The 26,002-nt window shown below is 46.6% G+C and carries 16 protein-coding genes; 6 read left to right on the forward strand and 10 right to left on the reverse strand.

The window, feature by feature from the left end; translation table 11 throughout:
• Positions 1-112: 112 nt before the first annotated feature.
• The 4 genes from BACCOPRO_RS08305 to BACCOPRO_RS08320 are packed head-to-tail and all read right to left on the reverse strand — an operon-like array spanning position 113 to position 3,146.
• A complete protein-coding gene (locus BACCOPRO_RS08305; protein ID WP_008142719.1) occupies positions 113-1,156 on the reverse strand; it encodes a GNAT family N-acetyltransferase in 1,044 nt (347 codons plus the stop codon).
• A 20-nt stretch (positions 1,157-1,176) separates the two neighbouring features.
• The gene (locus tag BACCOPRO_RS08310) at positions 1,177-2,106 is read right to left on the reverse strand and encodes a DUF2156 domain-containing protein (protein ID WP_008142721.1); all 930 of its coding nucleotides are present in this window, start codon (positions 2,104-2,106) and stop codon (positions 1,177-1,179) included.
• A 13-nt stretch (positions 2,107-2,119) separates the two neighbouring features.
• Positions 2,120-2,815: an LrgB family protein gene (locus tag BACCOPRO_RS08315; protein WP_008142723.1), complete on the reverse strand. Its 696-nt coding sequence runs from the start codon at positions 2,813-2,815 to the stop codon at positions 2,120-2,122.
• Positions 2,796-3,146: a CidA/LrgA family protein gene (locus BACCOPRO_RS08320; protein WP_008142725.1), complete on the reverse strand. Its 351-nt coding sequence runs from the start codon at positions 3,144-3,146 to the stop codon at positions 2,796-2,798. Before BACCOPRO_RS08320 ends, BACCOPRO_RS08315 begins: the two co-directional genes overlap by 20 nt.
• 203 nt (positions 3,147-3,349) lie before the next feature.
• On the opposite strand from BACCOPRO_RS08320, the gene pta reads away from it, so the two are divergent.
• A complete protein-coding gene (gene pta, locus BACCOPRO_RS08325; protein WP_008142726.1) occupies positions 3,350-4,369 on the forward strand; it encodes a phosphate acetyltransferase in 1,020 nt (339 codons plus the stop codon).
• Between the two features lie 29 nt (positions 4,370-4,398).
• The gene (locus BACCOPRO_RS08330; RefSeq protein WP_008142728.1) at positions 4,399-5,601 is read left to right on the forward strand and encodes an acetate kinase; all 1,203 of its coding nucleotides are present in this window, start codon (positions 4,399-4,401) and stop codon (positions 5,599-5,601) included.
• A gap of 385 nt (positions 5,602-5,986) precedes the next feature.
• Here the strand turns inward: BACCOPRO_RS08330 and BACCOPRO_RS08335 are convergent, their stop codons facing one another.
• The 5 genes from BACCOPRO_RS08335 to BACCOPRO_RS08355 all read right to left on the reverse strand — a co-directional run bounded on the left by BACCOPRO_RS08335 (position 5,987) and on the right by BACCOPRO_RS08355 (position 13,472).
• The gene (locus BACCOPRO_RS08335; RefSeq protein ID WP_008142731.1) at positions 5,987-7,399 is read right to left on the reverse strand and encodes a hypothetical protein; all 1,413 of its coding nucleotides are present in this window, start codon (positions 7,397-7,399) and stop codon (positions 5,987-5,989) included.
• On the reverse strand, positions 7,372-8,160 hold the full coding sequence (locus tag BACCOPRO_RS08340) for a FimB/Mfa2 family fimbrial subunit (RefSeq protein ID WP_169306514.1): 789 nt from the start codon (positions 8,158-8,160) through the stop codon (positions 7,372-7,374). The genes BACCOPRO_RS08335 and BACCOPRO_RS08340 overlap by 28 nt, the downstream gene beginning before the upstream one ends.
• Before the next feature lie 176 nt (positions 8,161-8,336).
• On the reverse strand, positions 8,337-9,248 hold the full coding sequence (locus BACCOPRO_RS08345) for a hypothetical protein (RefSeq protein ID WP_008142735.1): 912 nt from the start codon (positions 9,246-9,248) through the stop codon (positions 8,337-8,339).
• 123 nt (positions 9,249-9,371) lie between these two features.
• Positions 9,372-11,639: a hypothetical protein gene (locus tag BACCOPRO_RS08350; protein WP_155819147.1), complete on the reverse strand. Its 2,268-nt coding sequence runs from the start codon at positions 11,637-11,639 to the stop codon at positions 9,372-9,374.
• 60 nt (positions 11,640-11,699) lie between these two features.
• A complete protein-coding gene (locus tag BACCOPRO_RS08355; protein ID WP_155819150.1) occupies positions 11,700-13,472 on the reverse strand; it encodes a hypothetical protein in 1,773 nt (590 codons plus the stop codon).
• 457 nt (positions 13,473-13,929) lie between these two features.
• Between BACCOPRO_RS08355 and BACCOPRO_RS08360 the strand changes: the two genes are divergently transcribed.
• Positions 13,930-16,608, forward strand: coding sequence for a 4-alpha-glucanotransferase (locus BACCOPRO_RS08360; RefSeq protein ID WP_040311340.1), 2,679 nt, complete (start codon positions 13,930-13,932; stop codon positions 16,606-16,608).
• A gap of 298 nt (positions 16,609-16,906) precedes the next feature.
• Here BACCOPRO_RS08360 and susR read toward each other — a convergent pair whose 3' ends face one another.
• Complete coding sequence (susR, locus tag BACCOPRO_RS08365) at positions 16,907-18,511, reverse strand: SusR family glycan utilization regulator (protein WP_022278146.1); 1,605 nt, start codon at positions 18,509-18,511, stop codon at positions 16,907-16,909.
• Positions 18,512-18,743: 232 nt separating this feature from the next.
• On the opposite strand from susR, the gene BACCOPRO_RS08370 reads away from it, so the two are divergent.
• The 3 genes from BACCOPRO_RS08370 to BACCOPRO_RS08380 all read left to right on the forward strand — a co-directional run bounded on the left by BACCOPRO_RS08370 (position 18,744) and on the right by BACCOPRO_RS08380 (position 25,979).
• Positions 18,744-20,618 (forward strand): glycoside hydrolase family 13 protein, encoded by a 1,875-nt coding sequence (locus tag BACCOPRO_RS08370; protein WP_008142746.1) that lies wholly within the window; start codon positions 18,744-18,746, stop codon positions 20,616-20,618.
• A gap of 110 nt (positions 20,619-20,728) precedes the next feature.
• A complete protein-coding gene (locus BACCOPRO_RS08375; RefSeq protein ID WP_008142748.1) occupies positions 20,729-22,909 on the forward strand; it encodes a glycoside hydrolase family 97 protein in 2,181 nt (726 codons plus the stop codon).
• Between the two features lie 88 nt (positions 22,910-22,997).
• Positions 22,998-25,979 (forward strand): SusC/RagA family TonB-linked outer membrane protein, encoded by a 2,982-nt coding sequence (locus BACCOPRO_RS08380; protein ID WP_008142750.1) that lies wholly within the window; start codon positions 22,998-23,000, stop codon positions 25,977-25,979.
• Positions 25,980-26,002: the final 23 nt, after the last annotated feature.

The raw sequence follows: 26,002 nt of genomic DNA on the forward strand, positions 1-26,002 counted from the left end.
CCCCGACGACCGCACGATGCCGGAAGACGGAGAAAAAAGATGATCCGGGCTGGCAGAACACCTCCCGGAAGGTCCTTAATAAAAGAAAGAAATAGAGCTAAAAACCTGTGGATCAATCCATCATCAGATTCATAAACGGATGCAGTCCGGCAAACAGGAATGCCGGCAATTGACGGATGTCATATACCCTGTCAACATTCGGGGTAACAGCCTGAATCCGGCAACAGGAACCTTCTTCTACCCTGAAATCTCCATTGTTTTCCGGGAAAGTATCGTCGCCGGTCACCCGGATATTCAGCGGCTGCGGATGCAGGCGTGACCATAAGGCAAGTAAAGACTGGACATGAATGACGCGAGCCATCCCCCGGAATTCCCCATTTCCTCCGGAAGGAAATCTCCGCAAAAGGCGGTCTGCCCCATAATGCCTCAGCAAAAAGACTTCCAGCTGATTTTCTGTCTGCGGATCCGAAGCCAGCAGTTCACGGACTTGCAAATCTTCACCCGTCCCCAGGCAGAAAGCTACTCCCACCGGAGTTTCTACCGAAAAGGCAGCCCACACCTGTCCGCCGCTCATGATCCAGTCGGCCAGAACCGCCTGCATGTCTTCACGTGTATGCAATAATGCACAGGGACGCTTCCTCTGCTGTTCATAAAAGAAGTTCCACACCTCATCAGAAAGGAACTTATCTGAATCTATTTCACTGAATCTCAAGAAAGAAGAATACTTATCAACAAACAGACATTTACCTGTTAATAACTTTTCATCCTGTTGAAAACAGAGTGCATAGCCGGAGCGGTCATAATACAGCCGCAGGCTTTCTTCCGCAGGAATCAGGGTACTGAGAACGACACCTTCACGATACATCTGCCGATGTGCCTCAGCCAGCAAACTTCGCATCACTCCCTTTCCCCGGAAATCCGGATGCGTACAGGCTCCGGAAATATAGGCTGTCGGTACAACATCACCGGCGAAGGTCATCGGATAGGGAATCCGCTGCAAAGCAGCTATCACCTTTCCGTCTTCAACAACCGCCGAATTGATCTGCTCCGTATAGCGCATACGGAAATACAAATCCACGAATTCCTCCGAGTCTGCCGAAAAACACAACCTCCACAAGTCCCTGACCTGTGCTTTCATTTCCTCCTGCCCGATCATACGTTTCGTCTCCTTCCGTTTTAACCTTCGTGAGAGGAGCAGGCGGTTCCTGCCGGTTCATCCTTCAGTCCGACAATGAACTTCTCCAGAAGCGTGTGCGGCTGATAAGAAAGTTTCGCCTTACGGAGTCCTTCAAGGCCCAGATCTTCTTCCCGGTTGATATAGACATACTGCTCCGGAATATGGTTGGCAAACTCATAATTGATCATGGCATAAGCTCCCTCGATTTCCGTATCGGCCTTTTCCACACAGGTATCAAAAGTTTCATGGTTGACAGGAGCCCCGAACGTAAAGGCTACAATCTTCCCGCCTACACGCAGAATACCACCTGTCACATCCAGTTCGTCCATAGACTTCAACGCGGCATTCATAGACCGGCGTTCATTCTGCAAGGCTTCATTCTCGGCACAGTCATTGGCCTTGCACCACTGACTCTCCAGCCGCAGACATTCCGGAATCAGTTCCGGGGTAAGCGGCTGATACTCGTAATCCGGATACAGACTGCGGAAACGGTTGATATGATTACGTTTAGCCTGGAATTTCTTGCCGCGCAAGGTAGCCAGGTCAGAGCGGAGGTAGATGTAATCGGAATAATCCCGGTCGGAAACAAACGTGAAGCGTCCCGGGAAAGCCTGTTCCAGTTCGTCGTACATATCTGCACAGACTCCGAGCAGCCGGAACGGAGCCCCCTGACGGTCGGCATCGGCCATCAGGTCTTCCACAATGGCCTTCATGTCTCCCTGACCCACCGGCATCAGGTAAGCCAGCTCGTTGTCCACATAAAAACGTACCAGCAGAAAGCCGTCTTTCTCGGCCAGTTGAGTGAGATACAAAAAGCGCCAGCTATACAAATTGACAAACGACAGGTCACAGTTTCTCCGCGCACTGTCCAAAGTATACCTTTGCACCCGCGCCTTATCTTCCAGCTCAATCGGTCTAAACGTAATCATATATATACCTTATTTAATATAATCCCAGTAAATGCAGAATGGTCGGAGTCAGCAAAGCGGTCAGAATACCGTTCAACGTCAGTCCCAGACTGGCATAAGCTCCATACTTTCCACTCACTTCCATGGCCCGTGATGTTCCCACCGCATGGCTGGCAGTTCCCATGGAAAGGCCTTGTGCAATCGGACTTCCGACGTGTCCTACCTGCAGAATCTTGAAACCGCAGATCGCTCCAAACAGTCCGACAACAACCACAACGGCAGCCGTCAGAGAAGGAATACCGCCTGCAGCTTTTGATACTTCCATCGCAATCGGAGTAGTTACCGACTTAGGAGCCAGTGACATGATTACGGCCGGAGAAGCCCCCATCAGCTTGGCAATGATGGTCACAGACACCAGACCGACAATGCATCCTACTAATTGAGAAACAAGTATCGGCATCAATTGTTTTTTAATCATTCGCAATTGCAGATACAAAGGTACTCCCAAAGCCACGACAGCCGGCTTCAGCCAGAACTCCACCAGCGAACCGGCTTCGTTATAGGTTTCATACGAAACTCCTGTAAACTTCAGGAAACAAATCAGCAAAGCTATTGCCAGAAGGATCGGATTCAAGACTACCCATCCTGTCTTTTTCTGCAACAGCTTGGAAAAGAAAAAGAAGCCAAACGTAATGGCCAGCAGAAAAAACTTATTTTCGAAAAACTCCATACTTGCGAACTAATTGATGAACCCAACCTGTAGTAACTAATACCAGAATCGTACTGATGAGTGTGGCGATGACAATCGGCCAGAACTCTGCTGCGATAATATCAAAATACAGCATCAGTGCCACACCAGGCGGTACAAAGAAAAAGCCTAAGTTAGCAACCAGGAAATTGGACAAGCCTTGTACCCATTCCAGCTTAATCCAACCCAATTTCAGAAAAAGGGTGAGCAGCAGCATCCCGATGATGCTGGACGGAAGTTTTATCTCTGTCAGAAAAACAATCAATTCACCCAATGCCAGACATCCGAAAAGGATGGAACATTGACGTATCATACCTATTATTTTATTTATTGAAAATCGGTGCAAAATTACACATTCACGAACAACACGGATGCAAAATGAGGGATTTTTGAGTTAGAGATTCTAAAACAGATACTTTTTACATAGTTTAATTAGAAAAAAAAGAAGTTTTGCAAACTACATATTACAAAATTCCCTACTTTTGCAGAAAGAAAACAACCTAACAAGAAATCAACATGGATTTAATTTCTCAAATCGTTGAGCGCGCTAAGTCAAACAAACAGCGCATTGTCCTTCCGGAAGGAACGGAGGAACGTACTTTGAAAGCTGCCAACCAGGTGTTGACAGACGGTGTGGCAGACCTTATCCTTTTGGGTAACCCTTCAGAAATCATGGATCTGGCCCGCGAATGGGGACTTGGAAACATTTCCCGCGCAACCATCATCGATCCGGAGAACCACCCCAAGCAAGAGGAATATGCTCAGTTGCTTTGCCAGCTCCGCCAGAAAAAAGGCATGACAATTGAAGAAGCACGTAAACTGGTACGCAACCCTCTTTATCTGGGTTGTTTGATCATCAAGGCTGGTGATGCTGACGGACAGTTGGCAGGTGCCCGCAATACTACCGGAGATGTGTTGCGTCCTGCACTGCAAATCATCAAGACTGAACCGGGAATCACCTGCGTTTCCGGAGCCATGCTGATGCTTACTCACGCTCCTGAATGCGGAGACAACGGTGTAATCGTCATGGGTGACGTAGCCGTAACTCCTGTACCTGATGCCGGACAATTGGCACAGATCGCTGTATGTACAGCCCGCACAGCAAAAGCTGTTGCCGGTATCGATCCCCGTGTCGCTATGCTTAGCTTCTCAACCAAGGGATCTGCCAAGCATGAAGTCGTAGACAAAGTGGTAGAAGCACTGAAACTGGCTCGTGAACTTGATCCTGAAATGAAGATCGACGGCGAAATGCAGGCTGATGCTGCACTCGTTCCGCGCGTAGGTCAAAGTAAGGCTCCCGGATCAGAAATTGCCGGACGCGCCAACGTATTGGTCGTTCCTTGTCTGGAAGTTGGTAACATCTCTTACAAACTCGTTGAACGTCTGGGACACGCAACTGCCATCGGTCCGATCCTGCAGGGTATCGCACGTCCTGTAAACGACCTGTCCAGAGGATGCAGCGTAGACGATGTTTACAAGATGATCGCCATCACAGCTAACCAGGCTATTGCAGCTAAGGAACAAGAAAACAAATAAAATTCTTATTTATCAGAATACACTTACGTATGAAAATATTAGTACTCAACTGCGGAAGCTCGTCCATCAAATATAAATTGTTTGAAATGGAATCACGTCAGGTACTCGCACAGGGAGGCCTGGAGAAAATCAACTTGCCCGGTTCATTCCTTAAGATTACTTTGCCCAACGGAGAAAAGAAAATCCTGGAGCGTGAGATTAAGGAACACACTGCCGGCGTACAGTTCATTTTCGAAACCCTTACTCATCCGGAATACGGAGCAGTAAAATCACTCGATGAAATCAATGCAGTAGGACACCGCGTACTTCACGGAGGAACTAAATTCAGCGGATCTGTACTTATCAACGATGATGTAATCCGTGCCGTTGAAGAATGTTGTGACCTCGGCCCGCTTCACAATCCTGCCAACCTGAAGGGTATCTATGCCGTACAGCAGCTTCTGCCTAATGTTCCTCAGGTAGCCGTATTTGATACAGCTTTCCACCAGACAATGCCGGAACATGCATATCTTTACCCGATTCCGTACGAATACTACGAGAAATATGGTATCCGCCGCTATGGTTTCCACGGAACTTCTCACCGCTACGTTTCCAAACGTGTCTGCGAATTCCTGGGAATTCCTGTAGAAGGTTCACGCATCATTACCTGCCACATCGGTAACGGTGGATCTATCGCAGCCGTAAAAGACGGAAAATGTATCGATACAACCATGGGATTGACTCCGCTGGAAGGTCTGATGATGGGTACCCGTTGTGGTGATATCGACGGTGGAGCGATTCTGTACCTGATGAAAAAAGAAGGTCTGACTCCCGACCAGATGTCTGACATCCTCAACAAGAAGAGTGGTGTACTCGGTATCTTCAAACGCTCCAGCGACATGCGCGAACTGGAAGATGCATCTGCACGCGGTGAAGAACTGGCTAAACGTACTGAAGCGATGTATTTCTACCGCATCACCAAATATATCGGAGCCTACGCAGCAGCTATGGGCGGAGTAGACGTAATCCTCTTCACCGGAGGTGTTGGTGAAAACCAGGCTACAGCCCGTTGGGGAGCTTGCGAAACACTGGGATTCTTAGGTGTTAAACTTGATCCGGAACGCAACAAGGTTCGTAGCAAAGAAGCTATCATTTCAACTGACGATTCTAAAGTAAAAGTCGTTGTTATTCCTACCGACGAAGAGCTGATGATTGCAACTGACACCATGGATATCCTGAACGGAAAACTCTAATCAATCCGATTCACACGAATAACCATTTATAGCGGCACGAAACCCTTAAGATCTTCCCGATTACCCGGAAGACTTGCCAATAGGGTTTCGTGCCGTTCCTTTATATCCTTACATAATCTCCACAGGATTCTCCGCTTCCCTGCTTTGAGAAATCCCGCAAGTGCTGTCCTTCATTACAGAGTTCTCACTCCAGCCAATCCATACAATACGGACTGACGGCAAAGGCTATCTGCTGTCTTCCCGTTTCTGAACAGGCAGTGTCGTTGAAAAACAATCCTCCTGCCCCGTCCAGCTTGTTTCAAGTTGGACAAAGGCAGAAGGATTATCTACTGAACATCCGACGGCAAGACCTGCTATACGCCAGAGAATTCAGTGTTATCTATATTTAGTATATGTATTCCACCGGAGATTTAATAAAACGTATAATGCGGCTGTTTTCCTTTCCAATAGACTGACGTCTCAATCCGGGAGCATGGAACCAGCCGTTATTTTCAGGTGAATAACAGGCTATCACAATCTTGTTATGGTTCACACCTCCTGATCCCCATTGTGCGCCAGGACCATAGAAAGTAACACATTCATCCTTTACTCCATTTGTTTTATTATACACCTCTGCATGGAACAGTTCCGGAAGTTGTACGTCCCCAACAAACAAATCTGTACGGCTTCCCGAAAGGGTATATACATGAGCGCGTCCTTCCCAGGGCGACTGTACCGTATAATAACCATCCGTCCGGTCAAAGCGCATTCCCCATCCTCCATTAAAGATACGGTCATAATATTCAATGGCAGGCATTTCATACCCATCAGGAGCCAGAGCTTTAGCGTCGAGCTGGCCCATATTTACCGAGGGATTCTTCCAGCCACTCAGTTTCACCGTCCCGCCTTCTGCCACAGCCTCCATACCGATACCTGTATCTCCAATGTAGGCCGACCGGTTCCATAAACGCATATATTCATCGGGAGTACATGTGTTCAGATATTCCAGAACGGTCTTTCCGGCTTTCGCTGCAGGATCTTGAGGAACCAAGATCTGATCATCAAAGCTGCGGGAGTTTCCGATTGCATTGTATTTGCACCACCACACCCCATTCATTTTTGTAACAGGCAAGCCATAGTTTCTGCGCTTAATCTGATAGGATTCCGTTTCGTTACCGTCAGAAATACGGCGTACAACCAGTGTAGCCATCTGTTCCCGGCCGTCAGCTTTCGGGTCATTGGGACGCCATCCGCCGACAACACGATAAGTATTCGAACGGGCCGATACTTGTTCAACCTTTATCCAGGCATCTTCATTCTGAAAACGTGCAAGCAATTCATAACCCTCAGGAAGTGTCATACGCCCCAGTTCGTTATCTACATACCGGGCAAAGTCACACAAATAATCATCCTTTCCAAATACAAGTTCACCTTCCAGCTGAATCGGATTGGCAAGTAACACGATTTTCAGGCTATCCTCATCGTATACACCCTGAAGTCCTTTCCGACGGAAGCGGACAAGCGCTTCTTCTTCGGGATATCCCGGAGGCAGCAAGGGCTTACGCAGACGGAAACGGTTGGCATCCTGCCAGGTAGTTTCTACAGGTTCTACGACAAAAGGCAATGAAGGGTCATTTATCCATTCCAGTTCGTTGTCACAATCAATCTGCAACTCAAAATCCAGGGCTGAAGCCGGAAGTGTCATTACATCCCGTCCACCATTTACAGATACACCCTCAGGCAAAACCAGTGATTCTACATCAAAATGAATAGCACTATTCAGATCAGGTGTCAGCGCGATATCCCTTCTTTGTTCCATTCCTCAATTTCCAGACGAAGTTCTTCTGTCAGCAGTTCCTTTCTGACAGTCAGCGTATAAACCGTGTTGCGCTTCACGTCTTCCATCAGATATTCTTCCAATGTATAGGAACGTCCCGCAATGGAAACATCTACACTTACCATCAGTTCGGGATTCTTCTGTTCATAGACATAAGCAACTCCCACGGAGTCTTTTTGAAGAGGAGCGGCAAACTCACAAACCCGGTCGTCCGAAGTAACATCTTCCGGAGAAGAAACTGCATTCTGCTCAAAAAGATATCCCTGTTGTCTGACATTCTTCAGAGTCAGGCGATGCACTGAAATTGCAGTTCCCCGAACCAATAGGTCAAAACGGGCAACGCCGCGTTTCATGTTCACCGAAAGAGTCTGTTTTCCCGATGTCAAAGAATCGAGTGAAACTTTTCCCGTCCAGAAAGGATGTGGCTGTCCGTTTTCTGAGGAAGCTGTCATCTGCAGCCACTCTTCTTCTGTTACCGACTGTGGCTGCAGATTATTCCAGTCAATTAACTGTTCTGTATCAGCCAGCATATATAGAGTCCCCGACAAACGATTTACCCCAAGAGAATATTCCAGATTGTCCGTTGTCTTCAAATCTTTGTAAACCTTCGTCAACAAACCGTTTTGAAACAAACAGGCTTTCATCTCTGAAACACCTTCTCCCGCACCGGCAGCTGATCCAGCTGAAGCAAAATCAGAAAAAACGCCACGCACCTTCAGTAAGGAAGTATCACCCTGTGACATGTCTTCTAAATGTTCAGCACAGGAAACCATCCCCAAAAGTATCAATAAAAGTCCTATTTTAACAGAAAAGTATCTATACATATTATCTGAGAATCATACAATAATTTTACCTTATTCAAGGGAGAAAAGTCATTTTACCGGTCAATTCTCCCCCAAAGTCAATCGATATATACTATTTATAGCGGAACAAGTTCCGTATCAGATCCCTGCTCCCATTCATCCAGAACAGGACGGGTTACGATATCAATGTCATCTTTACGGATAGTAACAGTATAAATCGTATTACGTTTCAAGTCTCCTTCTATCAATTTACGCAAACGACGGGGAGATTCACCATCGAAACTGACAACAACTTCTACCTGTATTCCCTGATTTTCCTGCTCACCTAAATAAAGGACACCGGAAGCATCCTGGCTCAAAGGCTCATCGAATACCAAAGTTGTATCTGCACGCAAGGCACCTTCTGGAGTCTTTACTCCCTCTGATTGCGGGAAAAGATATGCAGAACGGGCAATACCTGACAGTGTTAAACTACTTAAAGATGCTGTACCTGCCACATTAAATTTCAAGTCCAGACGAGTCATTCCTCGTTTCAGATTTAATGGAAGTGCTCCGCCATTATCTGCATAGGTCTCTAAAGCTACTGATCCGACAGCATATCCGGCAGACTTTGAATCAGGCAATGCTACGACAGTCTTCAGCCACTCTTCCTCGGTCATTCCAGAATCCTGCAAATGATCCCAGTCTACCAATGCAGACGTATTTGCCAACATATACAAGTTACCTTCAGTCCGGTCTACTTGTAACGTACACTCATCGCCTGATACAGACAAGCCCCTATAGACCTTTGTCAGAACTCCATCTTCAAACAGACATGCCTGCATGTCAAAGATCTCCGAATCACTTTCTACCGCTTGTCCCCCTCCATCAAATGCAACCCAACGAGCTGTTACAACCCGGGAAGCTATCTCTTCACCAGGCGACTGAGGTCCATTTGAATCGCTGGAGCAAGCCATAAACATTTGTGACAATAAAGCCACAGAACCAATCATTAAACCTTTCTTAAAAACAAATCCCTTCAATTCCATTTCTCTTACTTAATTTAACCTTACAACTAAATCTGCTTATTTTCTACAATATAAAAATCTTATAACCCTTTTTGTTTATCATTATTTATAAGCAATCATACTTATCTAAGTCTATCATGCTTTTTATTCATACATATACCGCACTGGAGTCTTAATGCAACGAATCGTACGAGTCTTGGACGAATTATTTGCAGCATATTTAATCCAGGACCTTCTTCCTCCTGAAGAATTAGCCGGATAACCTTCAATACCCCATGTCATGCCTTTTCGTCCACTGGTTGCAAACAAGGCTACCATACGAGATACAGATCCTTCTGAAGCATCCCACTGATGCCCCAAAGAAGCCATCACCCAATGGGAACCATCCGCTTCATGATAAAAGTCATAAACATTTACCGGTCCATATTCTTTTCCGTTTACAGTTAATATCCGTTCAGTGATCGTATACGACAAACGCTGTCCCAAGCCATTATCAAATGCATCAGAACCATATCCCAACGCACAGTCATTACCCCAGGCAAAGAAACGGAAATCATCATAATCCGGGATTTCATAGCCTGCAGGTGCCATCGCACTTGCATCCATTGCACCAAAATCCTGAGCAGAGACAGAGAATCCTTCATACCAGAATCCATTATCACCTGACTGCAATTTCAATCCCTGCAAATTTCCACCTTGATACTGATCGCCCAATAACTCCAGGAAACGTTCATTGCTACAAGTCAACAGATATTCTCCTAGCTGGTCTGCCGAAACCGGATCATCAGCAATTGTTACCTGATCCTCAAAACTCCGAACATTTCCACGCAGATTATACTTGCACCACCATGTACCATTTACACAGACGACAGGCAATCCCCAGTTACGCCGTTTCACTACATACGAATCCAGTTCTGAACCATCCGAGCCATAAATGACCAGTTCTACCTGTTGTGCACGACCGTCAGCCAATGGATCATTGGGCTTCCATCCTCCTTCCAGAACAAATTCACTATCGGTTTCACCCGGGAATAACTTTGCCCAAGGATCTTCTCCTTCAGGTAAACGTAAACGAAGTTCATAATCACCATCCAGCTCCAGATGAGCCAGTGTACCATCTGCATAAGTACCCAGGTCACATATTCCATCAGCACCGAATGATACACGCCCCTCTGTCACCTGCAAAGGATTACGATCAAAAGCCACGACAATGCGTCCTTCCTGTACCTCATCTGCCGAGAAATTCAGGTGAATAAATCCGCGTTTCTCCCCCGGCATACATTTCACCGATTCAATTTCAGCCATCGCGATGCGCTCCATTCCTTTTTGACGTTGATCTGCTTCAGTATCCAGTTCAACCCGGACTCCATCTACATAACCATCTATCGAAGCTTGCAATCCGGATGTTCCGGCAATGGCTAGACGTATGACATTATTTTGGAAGGGTACAAACACCGTATCTGCATGCAGACTAAGGCGTGCTCCTTCAGGCAAAACCGAGCCACTTGCATCAACGTATACTTTCTGGGATACTTCCGGAGTTACCGGATCCGTTTCAATCCAGTCACTGGCTACGACATCAAGAAAAGCCTGAGCTCCCATACCAAGTACCCGTAAGGTATACACCGTATTACTTTTCAGAGCCGGGACTTGTGTCCGTACCCAATGACGGTTACCATTGACCAGCAAAAGTGCTTCGATCTCTACAGGAGCCTCCAAGGGAGCTACAGGAAGATAGCGAAGTACACCACCTCCTTCAGGTAATGGCTCATCCGTCAGCTGACGTGTCCATGTCATTGTTTCACCAGGAGTTCCCACAGGTACTCCGTCTGAAGGGAAAAGCAAACCGTCTGCCGGTATTCCCCGCATCGTCACACTCATCACTTCCACACCCTCAACAGGCATCATGAGATCCACTCTCGCCACACTGCGTCGAAGTTCCATGTTCAAGGTTTCCCCATGTCCGGCATCTTTCAGATCCACCTGTCCTCCCATCACAAAAGCTTCGGAGGTCAGCCCTTTCTCTCCCAAAGGCAGACTCAGGAACTCCTCCAGTGTAGTTACATCTTCTACGGGATTCCGTCCGGCAAGTGTCTCTTCCCCATTGGCCAACAGGTAAAGCATTCCTCGCATCTGTCTTGGAGACAAAGAAGTCATACCCTCACCATCCGGCAACGAAAGATTCAGTACTTCACGCAGAGTTCCATCTTCAAACCGATAAGCTGTCAGTTCCTTCAGTTGTATGTTTTCTCCTGCATCCGAACTTCCGTCAGGAGTACGTGTAATCAGTGCCAGCCGTACTGTACCATCCGGCACAGCATTCATATCTCCTGCCTCATCTGTACAACTTACTCCAAGCAGAGTAACCATTGCTATTATTATCAGTTTTATCTCTTCAACCAGTCTTCTCATATACCTTACATTCTTATTCATATAATACACCATCCATATCAGATCCATACAGACATCACTTTAACGATAGAGGGTCGCATTTGAGCTACTTTCCAGATATCGAGGTGAGTCTATCGGAAAATCTTTCAGATGAGTCACATAAAAATTATTCATCAATTGCTGCGCCCATGGTCCGTAAGTGAACGAACTGCTATGTGAATATCCCATCACATGGCCCAGTTCATGAAACATAATTTCGCAGGAATAAGTATTCCAATAATGCTGCAGCCATGCCTGCTGGTATGCACCGAAAGTAGATCCTCCTCCCAAACCGAGCACTCCATTTCCTGAATATACCAGTCCTACACAGAGTGTACGGCTCTGACGCATCTGTGCAAGTACTTTGTCAGCCGTTACCCGGTCTGTAGGTCCTCCGTTTCCATAAAGGATATCTTCATTTTCACGCAAAATCTGTTCATGTTCCGGCGTATCAATCATATAAGTAAAATTGAGGAACAATGCAATTGACTCCCTGCAATGGACAGGTCGAATTCCCATCCAGTTTCCTACAGGTCCTCCATCCGGACGGGTAGGATCACCGCCATAAAGTCCCCAATAAATGGTCCAGCCGTGACGAATGGCTCCCAGCTTTTCCCAATAAGGATCATCACTGTGCAGGCTGATCTGAGCCTGTGCCATTTCTTCCGGATTCATACGTTCCCACTCAACCAATCTGCCACTGGCTGTACGGCACAGAGCAGAACGTTCAGCCAACGGCAATTCACGCTCCAGATCTACAAAAGGAGGAACAGTATCAAGATATGCTACATCAACAGCTTCCTCCTTTCCGGGGAAAAGAGCACGCACCGTTACCTTTCCCAAACCACGGGGTGAATAGAAACGCATATGCAGTTTTCCTTCCGAAGTAATCTGTGTCTGCAAAGGATTTGAAGTATTAAAACTTCTTTGGGAACGATCTGTATATACCTGCCAAGGCTCATCGTCTGCCAGAATCCGGGAAGTATGTACTTCACTGAAATCCGCTGAAGCAATATAAACTGCAGCCTGACGGTCATCCGGATGCACCACCTTTGTCATTACCGGCACACTTACTCCGGCTTTCAATGACTCAAGGACAAAAGGATATTCCAGACAGGTACGTACTCCTAAAAAATGACGGGTTTCCACATCCACCGTACCTTCAGCATGAACAGCCGGATTCAAAGGAGGAAGTCGAAAAGCCGCTACACTATCAAGTGACAGTTCCAGATCCGAAGCTTCTCCATATCCACTCCATTCTCCGGAAGCAGACAAAGACGATGCCAGACTTAATCCTTGCAACTGAACCTTACGGGCCACTGCCATCCGTTCCACATCAGTCGAAGCAAAAGCAAATCCGAAAGACAATCTGCTACAAATCGGATACTGAACGATTTCTTCACTTGTAGTCACTTGTTCCTGTCCTCCACTGACCGTTACTTCCAGCGGGGTTGATGAATAATAATATTCAGCTTCCAGCGGAGCTACTTTTGCAGGGAAAGAAAACCATTCTTCATCTGCCCGTGACAAAGAATTCACCCGTACACCATCACGGGAAATATCACCACGAACTCCCATTACCGACAGACGATAGCTTCCTTCATGAAGACCTTCCAGACGGAGTGATGAAGTATTGCAGTCGTAATTCCATTTTACCGAAGAAAGCACCAGACCACTTTCATCACAAACAGAAACAAAAAGAGTATCATAACCACCTCCGGCACGAGAAGCATTTTCCACATCTTCGGACAAACCTTCATAATTCATTGAACGCAACTGAAGTTTCACTCCCCCGTAGCCTGTCATGGAAGACATTGCAGTTTCTTCTTTACAGCCAGAAAGAACAAGAATCAATAAAAATACAAAAACATGGATTTTCGACATAAATATCGGTTTCTTCATTTTTAACTAAACAATACACTTACACAAACATTCTTTGGAACTAAACCCAACCTGTAAATACTCCTCCAGAGTATTTCATTCACATCTCTCTCTTATTCATATTTTCTTTTTACCTCTCTGAAAAAATCACATTCTTTAAACAAGAAGACCCACCTTTTGCTCAAAAAAGGTCGGTTCATTAATATCTATTAACTATAATAACAGTTTTTAGAAGAAGATTTTTCATTTTTATACAAAAAAGAAGAAGATAACCGTTCTTCTTTACTCTTCTCTTTTTTACAGAAAAGAAGAACACAGACGTTCCAGTTTCCATTTTATTTCATTATTTTTGGAGCAAGAACAAATCACAAAACTAATACCTAAGAAAACCATGAAACTGACTTTTCGTATTCGTTATCGTACCGTCTGGGGAGAAAATCTCCGAATTATCCTGAACGAAGAGGAAAACAACAGCATTCCTCTGACGACACGGGACGGTGTGATCTGGCAAAACAGTTATGAATATTTTACCACAGATATAGAAAAAGTAATCACCTACCGATATGGCGTTTTCCGTGGAGAAACTTGTGTCCGGAAAGAGTTCGGAGCCATTCCTCATTCATTCTATTTAGGCAATGCCCAGCAAACGCACTATATTCTGGATGATTGCTGGCGGGAACTTCCTGCAGACTTTCACCGTTACAGCTCTGCATTCAACCTTCCTCATCCTCTTTCCCGTCCCAACAAACTGCCGGACGGAGTAGGAAGCTGTGTCACTTTCCGGGCTCTTTGTCCGGGCCTGTCGCATAAGAAACAGGCCCTGGCCATCAGCGGAAGTTGCAATGCTTTGGGTAACTGGGACTGGTTCCGGCCTATCCGTATGCAGGAAGTCGCCCCGAATGTATGGCATCTGACACTGGATGCTTCAAGCCTTCCTCCATCCTTTGAATACAAATTCGTAGCTGTCAATGCCGAAACCGGAGCCGTTGAAGAATGGGAAGGCCGCCCGAACCGGACCTTCCACATCCAGCCTCTGATGAGGGGAGAAACATATCTGCCGATGGAAACGGAAGTATTCTTCAACCTTCCTCCCCGGAAGATTGCCGGATGTGCAATTCCATTGTTCTCCATCCGTTCGGAAGGAAGCTGTGGCACCGGAGACTTCGGAGACTTGAAATCATTTATCGACTGGGCTGCCGACACCGGACAACAAGCCGTGCAATTATTGCCGATCAATGATACCTCCGGTAACGGAGGATGGATGGATTCTTATCCGTACAGTGCTATTTCCATTTATGCCTTCCATCCCATGTACATTGACCTCCGGCAACTTCCCGAACCGGAAGATAAAGAGGAAGCACAGCTTTTTGAAACAGAAAGGCGCAAACTGAATGCCCAGCCTTTACTGGACTACGAAGCTGTGAACAAACTGAAACTGGCTTATCTGAGAACAGCCTTTCGGCAGGAAGGAGACGAAGTTCTGTCATCTGAAGAATTCCTGAGTTTCTTCGCGCACAATGAATCATGGCTGCAACCTTATGCTGCTTTCTGCTACCTGCGTGATCTGAACCATACACCCGACTTCCACCAATGGAGCAAGTATCAGACCTACGATGCTGCTGAGATTGCCAAACTATGCAATCCGGAAAACGAAGTCTATCCAAAGATTGCATTCCATTATTATATACAATACCAACTCCACAAGCAATTGCTGGACGCTGCCAGCCATGCCCGCCAACGGGGAGTCATTCTCAAGGGCGACATTCCCATCGGCATCAGCCGGTGCAGTGTGGAAGCATGGACGGAACCCTATTATTTCAACATGAACGGACAGGCGGGAGCACCGCCCGATGCATTCTCCACAAACGGACAAAACTGGGGATTCCCTACTTACAACTGGGAAGTTATGGAGAAAGACAACTACCTGTGGTGGCGGAAACGCTTTGCCAAGATGGCAGAATACTTCACGGCTTACCGCATTGACCACATTCTGGGATTCTTCCGTATCTGGGAAATCCCGACTCACTCCGTACATGGTCTGCTGGGACATTTCGTCCCTGCCCTGCCCATGAGCGAAGAAGAAATCCGAAGTTTCGGGCTTAATTTCCGGAAAGACTTCATGACCCGGCCCTTCATCTGTGACTACATGCTGAATACCATGTTCGGCGACCGGAGCGATGAAGTTCGCCAGACTTTTGTCCGCCATCTGCATCATGACCTTTATGCCATGCGTCCGGAATTCGATACCCAACGAAAGGTAGAAGCTTATTTTGCCGGCAAGAATGACGAAGAAAGTCTGAAAATGAAAGAAGGACTGTACAGCCTCATCAGTGATGTTCTGTTTGTATCAGACCGGGATCATCCCGAACTATATCATCCCCGTATCTGTGTGCAGAATGATTTTATCTTCAAACAACTGAGCGGAAAAGAACAAGAAGCTTTCAATCATCTGTACAATCACTATTATTATCAGCGCCACAATGAGTTCTGGTATCAGGAAGCAATGAAGAAACTGCCGGTTCTTACCCAGTCCACTCCTATGCTGGTCTGCGGAGAAGACCTCGGCATGGTTCCGGAATGTGTCGCATGGGTCATGGAACGTCTCCAGATCCTTTCACTCGAGATTCAACGCATGCCTAAGGCTTTCGGGCAGGAGTTCGGCCGTCTCTGCGATTACCCCTTCCATTCCGTATGCTCTACCGGAACACACGACATGTCCACACTCCGGGGATGGTGGGAAGAAGATCCGGCAGTTACCGAACGCTTTTACCGTCAGGAACTGGGATGCTGGGGTGAAGTTCCCCGACAGGCTTCGGGATGGATCTGCAAAGAGATTATACGCCGGCATCTGAACAGTCCTTCCCTGCTGTGCATTCTTCCATGGCAGGACTGGATGGCTATCGACGAAAAGCTGCGCAATCTGGACGCTGCCGCCGAACGGATCAATATTCCTGCCAACCCACACCATTACTGGCGCTGGAGAATGCATCTTACTTTGGAAGAACTGGCAGAGCATAAAGATCTTTCTTCAGAAATCCGAACATTGATTCAGGAAGCAGGAAGAGAATAACCGCCAGCCGACTTTTCTTCCGGCTCATTCAAAAGAAACATCCGCCGACAGACTGCAAAGCCCCTGGCTGAACAGGCTGCCGGCGGACTTTTTATCGCATGGAGAAGCACGCCACAACGAGTAGTATGATGGGGCAGAAACGTGCGGTCGATGGAGTCGCAGCGAGTAGTACGATGAGGCGGAAACGTGCGGTCGATGAAGCCGCAATGTACGGTCAATAAAACCGCAACGGATAATATGATGAAAAAGAACAGATACAGACTGAGGCGGAGGATAGTTCCCTCCTTCCTCCCTTGAATTAAAGCTTCATCACATCCTGTTCAAAATGATCTTTGTCGCCTTTAGCCCGATTCCGCATTTTACTCCGGTAACTGTAAACGGTTGCCAGGGAATATCCCAGAAAATGAGCGATCTGTGTCGTATCAGTTACTCCCAGTCTAATCAATGCAAATATACGAAGTTCGGTATTCAACAACTCATGAGGTTTTGGATAGATTCTTCCGTCTTCTACCAGCAAGAGATTGAAATCCTCCACAAAATTAGGAAACAAGTCCAAGAATGATTTATCAAATTCCCCATAGAATTTTTTCCGTTCATCGCGTAAGAACTGTTCCGAACGGATCATCTTAAACAATTCATCAATTTTGGAAGCCATTGCCAGCTTTTCCAGCAAACGACGATAGTGTTCCAGCTTCTCCAGATAGCTGACGCAACGTTCCAGATAACGCACGATATACACTTCTTTAATCTTGCCGGTCTGTTCCAACTGATCATTGACTACCTGCAGTTCCCGGTTAGCTGTATAAAGTTCCTTTCGCATGGCAGAAAGCTTTCTCATCCAGATCCATAGCCAACTCAACAGCACGATCAGCATAACGGCAAGCACACTCACCAGCAATAACATCCGGTGCATCATCAGTCGCTCACGGTTTTCCTTGGCCACATAAGCCCGGTCTATAATCGGATAAAATTCGGTAACCTCCAGGAAACGAAGGCGTGCATTACAGGCCACGGCATCTTCCATCGAACAGTTCAGATAACGATAAGCCCTTTCCAGGTCTCCCTGTTCATAAAGCAGACGAGCCAGACGTTGCAAGGCTGCATATTCACGGACTGCAGTTTTCAAATCCAGAATAGCAGTCTGAGCCAGCCAATATATCCGGTTCTCTACATCTCCCAAAGCATCATAAGCATCCGATAAGGTATAATATACATAAATCTTCTGCTGTTTAGCCGGCGATTTTTCCAGGCATCCGGTCAACAGACGGACTGCACTGTCTGCCTGATGATGAAGAATAAGCCGTTCAGCCTTCATGATAGTCTGATCAATCTCTGAATCCATCATCTTCAATACAGAGTCACGATATAAATCTGTCCGGTCCAGATACTTCTTCTTGCCTTCTGCTTCGGGGGTATAATCGGCCATCCAGCCTTCAATCCGCTTACACACACCATAATAATATGCCAGTACTGGTTCTTCCAGTTCCTGTACATTCACATTATGCAGTTCCTGTAAAGCTTCAAAATACATTCCCATCACTCCAAGAACTTCTGAACGGTTGATCAGGATTCCTGCTTTTGATCCAAGAGCCGGATCGGCAGCCAGACAAGCCGCCTTTTCATTCAAATAATGCAAGGATGAATCAGCCTGATAATGCAGATATTCTATAAACAAGGAATCACACAAAAGATATTTCCGGCCAGGATCCATCGTTTTGTGCAACCGGTTTTTCAGCATCCGGATGCGAGTTTCCCTCTCTCCCTGCCAGACAGCCTTCTGTGAAATCGTCTGATCCAGCTCTGACAGAATACGAAGATTCCGTTCCGACATAGCCGGAAGAAAAGACGGACAAAAAGACAAAACTGCCAATATCAGAATATATAAGTGTTTTCTACCTTCCATTATCTTTAAGATTTTCTTTACAAATATAAAGAATAAATCCAAAAGGCTCTTTTCAGATCTTCAAAAACTTTAGATTTCATTTATATAATCGCATGCTATAAAAAGTGGTAATCATTTATTAAACAACATGTTAACAAATTTATAAATTTATATTTTTATTCAAACGCCCAAAAACGATTCTGTAAACCTCTACATTTGCAGCAAAGATTTATCAACCCAAATCCACAGACTTATGAAACATATTTTTCTCTTCTTTATGGCTCTGTTTTTCTTTGCCGGAGCATCTGCCCGGACATGGAACGTGGAGAAAATTACTCCCCCCAGCTGGTGGGCCGGCATGAACCATCCGGAGCTGCAGATTCTTTTATATAGTGAAGATATCTCCTCTTCTGAAGTCACACTTGAAGGAAAAGGAATACACCTGAAAGAAACCTTCCGCCCGGACAATCCGAACTATCTGCTGGTTTATCTCGATATCTCGCAGGCTCAGGCCCAGACCTTCCAGATCCGTTTGAAGGGAAAAGGCCGATCTGCCTGTATTCCTTATGAACTGAAGCAGCGGATTCCCGAACGGAAACAGACACAGGGGTTCAATGCCTCTGATGTAATCTACCTGGCTATGCCCGACCGTTTTGCCAATGGAAAAACAGACAACGATATTATTCCCGGCATGAAAGAAAAACAGGTTGACCGCAACCGTCCTGACGCACGTCACGGCGGAGACCTTTGCGGAATAGACAGTCATCTGGACTATCTGGCTAATCTGGGAATAACTGCCCTGTGGCTCACCCCCGTACAGGAAAACAATATGCTCCAAGGTTCCTATCACGGATATGCCATCACCGATTATTTTCAGACTGATCCACGGTTGGGATCAACGGAAGATCTGATCCGGCTGGCCGACCATGCCCGGTCCAAAGGAATCAAACTGATTATGGACATGGTGTTCAACCATTGCGGAGACCAGTGTTTCCTTTTCGCAGACAAGCCCTCTGACGACTGGTTCAACAACCGTTCACAATATGTGCAGACATCGTTCAAGATCGCTTGTCTCACAGATCCTCACAGCACACAGGCTGACCGTACTCTCGCCACAGACGGGTGGTTTACCCGTGTCATGCCCGATTTCAATCAGCGCAATCCGCATGTAGCACGTTTCCTCATACAATCCAGCATCTGGTGGATTGAAACAGTCGGGCTTGGTGGCATCCGCCAGGATACATGGCCTTATGCCGATGCCGGCTTCATGAATACATGGTGTAAAGAAATTCTTGAGGAATATCCGAACTTCAACATAGTAGGCGAAACATGGCTCAATAACAATGTAGCCGTATCGCGCTGGCAGAAAGGCAGCCCTTTAGCCCGCTCCGGCAATCCGGAACTTCCAACTGTCATGGATTTTCCCCTGCAGTCACTGATCGGTCATGCCTTCGACGAAGAAACCGGCGAATGGGAAGGAGGTCTCTTCCGGCTATACGATTATTTGTCACAGGATGCCGTATATGCCAATCCCATGAATCTGCTGATATTTGCCGATAACCACGATACATCACGTTTCTTTCAGAATGAGGAACAAACCAAAAACCTGTCCCGATATAAACAGGCTGTCACATTCCTGCTTACGACGCGTGGGATTCCACAACTCTATTATGGAACGGAAATCCTTATGAACGGTGACAAATCCAAAGGAGACGGATACGTGAGGAAAGATTTCCCGGGAGGATGGTCTGAAGACAGCCTCAACTGTTTCTCTCCGGAGAACCTGAATGCAACCCAGGCAGAAGCCTTCCATTTTATCCGAAAACTGCTTAACTGGCGAAAAGGAAACGAGGCTATCGGAAAAGGATCACTCAAACATTTTATCATCCGTAATGGATGCTACGTCTATGAACGGCGTTATGGAGAGCGTTCTGCAGTAATTATCATGAATGGAACAGGCAGTATACAAGAACTTGCCCTTGCTCCCTACCAGGAAGTCCTCAGAGTTCCAGAAGCAACGGATATTCTCAGCGGAAAAAAGATCAGACTGGACGACAGCCTGCATCTTTCTCCCAGAGAGATACTTATTCTCGAATTTCGGGAAGACAAAACTTTACAGAACCCATAAACAGGAACAATCACTTTATTCATTAACCCAGCAACGATACAGACATCTCTTTCATTCTGTAACTCCCAGAAGAAAGAGTATCTGCCGCTGCATAAATATCTGAAAAACTTATGAAAATCAAGAATCAACTGCTGGCTGCAGCTTTATGTTGCTTTGCCATCGCCGCACAGGCTGAAAAACTGACTTCGCCAGACGGTAAACTTGTGATGGACTTCAATCTGAACTCCAAGGGAACACCTGTCTACTCACTCCTGTTCCAAGGGAAAACTGTCATCAAACCCAGTACACTGGGACTTGAACTGAAAAAAGAAGATCCGGAGCAGAAAACGGACTTTGAATGGACAGAACGTACTGATAAAGACCAGCTCGACCGCAAGACAGATCTGATGACCGGATTTGTTGTCCGCAATACTCAGACAGCTTCTTTCGACGAAACCTGGACACCCGTATGGGGAGAAGAAGACAAAATCAGGAACCATTACAACGAACTGGCCGTAACCCTTGAACAACCCGACAACCAACGTCACATCGTGATCCGCTTCCGGCTTTTCAACGACGGTCTGGGATTCCGCTATGAATTCCCTCAACAAAACAATCTGAACTACTTCATCATCAAGGAAGAGCATACTCAGTTTGCAATGACCGGAGACCATACGGCATTCTGGATTCCCGGTGATTACGATACTCAGGAATATGATTATACAACTTCCCGGCTGTCAGAAATCAGAGGACTTATGAAAAAAGCAGTCACCCCCAACTCTTCACAGACTGTATTCTCACCGACCGGTGTCCAGACTGCCCTGATGATGAAAACTGACGACGGACTCTACATCAACCTTCATGAGGCTGCACTGATCGACTACTCTTGCATGAGCCTGAACCTGGATGACAAAAACATGATTTTCGAATCATGGCTGACTCCCGATGCTCAGGGAGATAAAGGATACATGCAGACTCCCTGCCAGTCTCCCTGGAGAACCATCATGGTCAGCGATGACGCACGCGACATTCTTGCCTCACGCCTTACACTTAATCTGAACGATCCCTGCTACATTGAAGATACTTCCTGGATCAAGCCGACCAAATACATCGGTGTATGGTGGGATATGATTACCGGGAAAGGAACCTGGGCCTATACAGATGAACTTCCCAGTGTAAAATTAGGAAAGACCAATTATGCTGCCACTCAACCGAACGGCAAACATTCGGCCAACACCCAGAACGTGAAACGTTACATTGACTTTGCCGCCCAGAATGGATTCGATGCAGTCCTCGTGGAAGGATGGAACGAAGGATGGGAAGACTGGTTCGGCAAAAGCAAAGACCACGTATTCGACTTTGTAACCCCATATCCGGATTTCGATGTACAGGAAATTCACCGTTACGCAGCCGGTAAAGGAGTGAAGATCATCATGCATCATGAAACCTCTTCTTCTGTCCGTAATTATGAACGCCACATGGATCAGGCTTATCAGTTTATGGTCGACAACGGTTACAATGCCGTAAAGAGCGGATATGTAGGCAATATTATTCCCCGCGGTGAACATCACTACGGACAATGGATGGTGGATCATTATCTGCATGCTGTCAAGAAAGCTGCCGACTACAAGATTATGGTCAACGCTCACGAGGCTGTACGTCCCACCGGTCTGTGCCGTACCTGGCCGAACCTGATCGGCAACGAATCAGCCAGAGGTACCGAATATGAAGCTTTTGGTGGAAACAACCTGAACCATACTACAATCCTGCCTTTTACCAGACTGATAGGCGGTCCGATGGACTACACTCCCGGAATCTTTGAAACAGACTGCAGTAAAATGAATCCGGATAATCATTCCCGGGTACGCTCTACACTGGCACGCCAACTGGCTCTTTATGTCACGATGTACAGTCCTCTGCAAATGGCAGCCGACATTCCTGAGAACTATGAACGTTTCATGGATGCTTTCCAGTTCATTAAGGATGTACCCGTAGACTGGAGTGAAAGTGTCTATCTGGAAGCAGAACCGGGAGAATATATCACGATTGCCCGTCGTGAAAAAGGAGGTAAAGACTGGTATGTAGGCTGCACTAATGGCTACAACAATCACAAGTCTGAATTAAATCTGGACTTCCTGACCCCCGGCCAACGATATGAGGCTACGATCTACGCCGATGCTTCCGATGCCAGCTGGGACAAGAATCCGCAAGCCTATACCATCACCAAAAAGACCGTCACTTCCAAGAGTCGGCTGAAACTGAATGTGGTTCCTGGAGGAGGATATGCAATTTCTATCAAAGCTATCCAATAAAAACAGTAAAAGACAGGGTAACCTGTATCAATTTTAAAATCAACATGCCATGAATAAAAGAACAAAATACACATCCGGAAAACGAACAATGGTCTGGATGGCCGGAATGCTTCTTTCCGCTCAGGTCTTTGCACAAGACCTGACCGTGAAGGGCCATGTAAAAGATGAAACCGGAGAACCCGTCATTGGTGCCAACATCCTGATAAAAGGAACAACCGAAGGTACCATTTCCGATCTTGACGGAAACTTTATACTTCCCGGTGTAAACCCGGGCGATACCCTTGTCATCTCTTTTGTCGGTTATCAGCCTCAGGAAATACCAGCAGCCCCGACTCTTCAGATCCTGCTTAAAGAGGACTCCGAACTTTTAAATGAAGTGGTAGTCATCGGTTATGGTTCCGTAAAAAAGAACGATGCCACCGGTTCCGTTACAGCCTTGAAACCGGATGAACTCAGCAAAGGAATCACGACCAATGCCCAGGATATGCTTGCAGGAAAGATTGCGGGTGTCAGTGTAATCAGCAACGACGGAACTCCGGGCGGAGGTGCTCAGATCCGTATCCGCGGCGGATCTTCATTAAATGCCAGCAATGACCCGCTGATCGTCATCGACGGACTGGCCATCGACAATAGCGGAATCAAAGGGATGTCCAACGGACTTTCCATGGTCAACCCGGAAGACATTGAAACCTTTACGGTGCTGAAAGATGCATCGGCTACAGCCATCTACGGATCACGTGCCTCCAACGGTGTCATCATCATCACTACCAAAAAAGGAAAGAGCGGACAGGCACCGAAAGTAAGCTATAGCGGTTCTGTCTCCGTATCAACCACCCAGAAGCGTTATGACGTACTTGGAGGTGATGCTTATCGTGAGTACGCCAGTCAGTTATGGGGCAACTCCCTGCCTGCAACTTTAGGAACCGCCGACACAGACTGGCAGGACGAAATTTTCCGTACAGCAGTCAGCACCGACCATCATGTGTCCATCAACGGTGGCTTCAAGAATCTGCCCTACCGTCTGTCACTGGGATACAGCAACAATAACGGTATCATCCAGACATCCAATTTCCAGCGATTCACTACGTCTCTCAACCTGGCTCCGTCTTTCTTTGATGATCATTTGAAAGTCAACCTGACGGCCAAATATATGAACGGGAAAAACCGTTATGCCAACGGCGATGCTTTAGGCGCTACCCTTTCTATGGATCCGACCCGACCGGTATACGGAGAAGGAGATATGTATAATTCCTTCGGCGGATATTACCAGAATGCACAGGCTACTTCAGACTTTGCCGATCCGGACTGGAGATATACTTCGAACAAAAATACGGCACAGAACCCTGTAGCCGCTCTTTATCAGAAAGATGACCGTGCCAACAGCAACGACTTTACGGGTAACCTGGAAGTGGACTATAAATTCCATTTCCTGCCGGATCTCCGACTGCACGCCAGCATCGGCGGAGAATATGCAGAAGGAACCCAGACTACCCTATTCTCGCCTTATTCCTTTGCATACAATTACTATGGCAATACATCTGCAACCTCAGAATACAAGTATAACCTTTCCTATAATGTATATGGCCAGTATATCAAAACACTGGGTGACCATACGATTGATATCATGGCCGGTGGAGAAGAACAGCACTTCCACAGAAACGGTTTCACTGTAGGAAACGGAGTAGACAGCTATACCGGAGAGATCCATGATGCCGTACTAAAAGAACAGACAGCTTATGCAACACGCAATACACTTGTTTCCTATTTCGGACGTCTCAATTACTCTTTGCTTGACCGCTATCTGCTGACATTCACCATGCGTTGGGACGGATCTTCACGCTTTGCTGACGGCAACCGATGGGGTACTTTCCCTTCACTGGCTTTGGGGTGGAAACTCAAAGAAGAAAAATTCCTGAAAGACGTTCATGCCCTTTCCGATCTGAAACTGCGTCTGGGCTGGGGTATCACCGGACAACAGGACATCTCTTCCGACTTCGCTTATATGCCGCTCTACATTGTCAGCGATGACTATGCACAATATCCATTTGGCGATGAATATTACCATACCTCGCGTCCGAACGCTTTCAATACGAACCTGAAGTGGGAGGAAACAACGACTTATAATGCCGGTCTGGACTTCGGATTTCTGAACGGCCGGATCAGTGGAAGCTTCGACGGATACTACCGGAACACGGACGACTTGCTGAACAGTGTCAAAATTCCTGTAGGAACCAACTTCAATGCACAGATGCTTCAGAATATCGGTTCACTGAAGAACTACGGAGTGGAATTTTCCATCAATGCAACTCCTGTTGTTACCCGTGACTTTTCCTGGGAACTGACCTACAACTTCACATGGAATCACAATGAGATCACCAAGTTGACAGGAGGCAATGATACAGATTATTATGTAGAAACAGGAGATAAGATCTCACGAGGTAACAACACAAAAGTGCAAGTGAACAAAGTGGGATACCCTGCCAACTCATTCTATGTCTACCAACAGGTATACGATGAAAACGGCAAACCCATTGAAAACGAATTTGTAGACCGTAACGGTGACGGAATCATCAACAGTTCCGACAAATACATCTACCAGAAACCTGCCGCAGATTTTCTGATGGGACTTACCTCCAAAATGACCTGGAAAGCATGGGACTTCAGCTTCTCACTTCGCAGCAGTCTGAACAACTATGTCTACTATGACTTCCTGGCCGGAAAAGCAAACTCCAGCACTTCAGGCCTGTTCTCAAACATGGCTTATACGAACACAACTCCGGAAGCCATTGAACTGGGCTTTACCGGAAAAGGAGATTACTACATGAGTGATTACTTTGTACGCAATGCTTCATTCTTACGCTGCGACAACATTACTTTGGGATATTCTTTCAAGAATGTATTGAAGGGTCAGACCTACAACGGATTCAACGGACGTATCTACGCGACCTGCCAGAACCCGTTCATCATATCCGGCTATGAGGGACTGGATCCTGAAGTGAAAAGCGGTATTGACAGTAATCCTTACCCGCGTGCCGTAACCTTCCTGCTGGGAGTCTCCCTGCAATTCTGATTCAAACAAACCTCAAAAACAGC

Origin of the sequence: Phocaeicola coprophilus DSM 18228 = JCM 13818, from assembly GCF_000157915.1 — a bacterium.
Taxonomy (GTDB): domain Bacteria; phylum Bacteroidota; class Bacteroidia; order Bacteroidales; family Bacteroidaceae; genus Phocaeicola; species Phocaeicola coprophilus.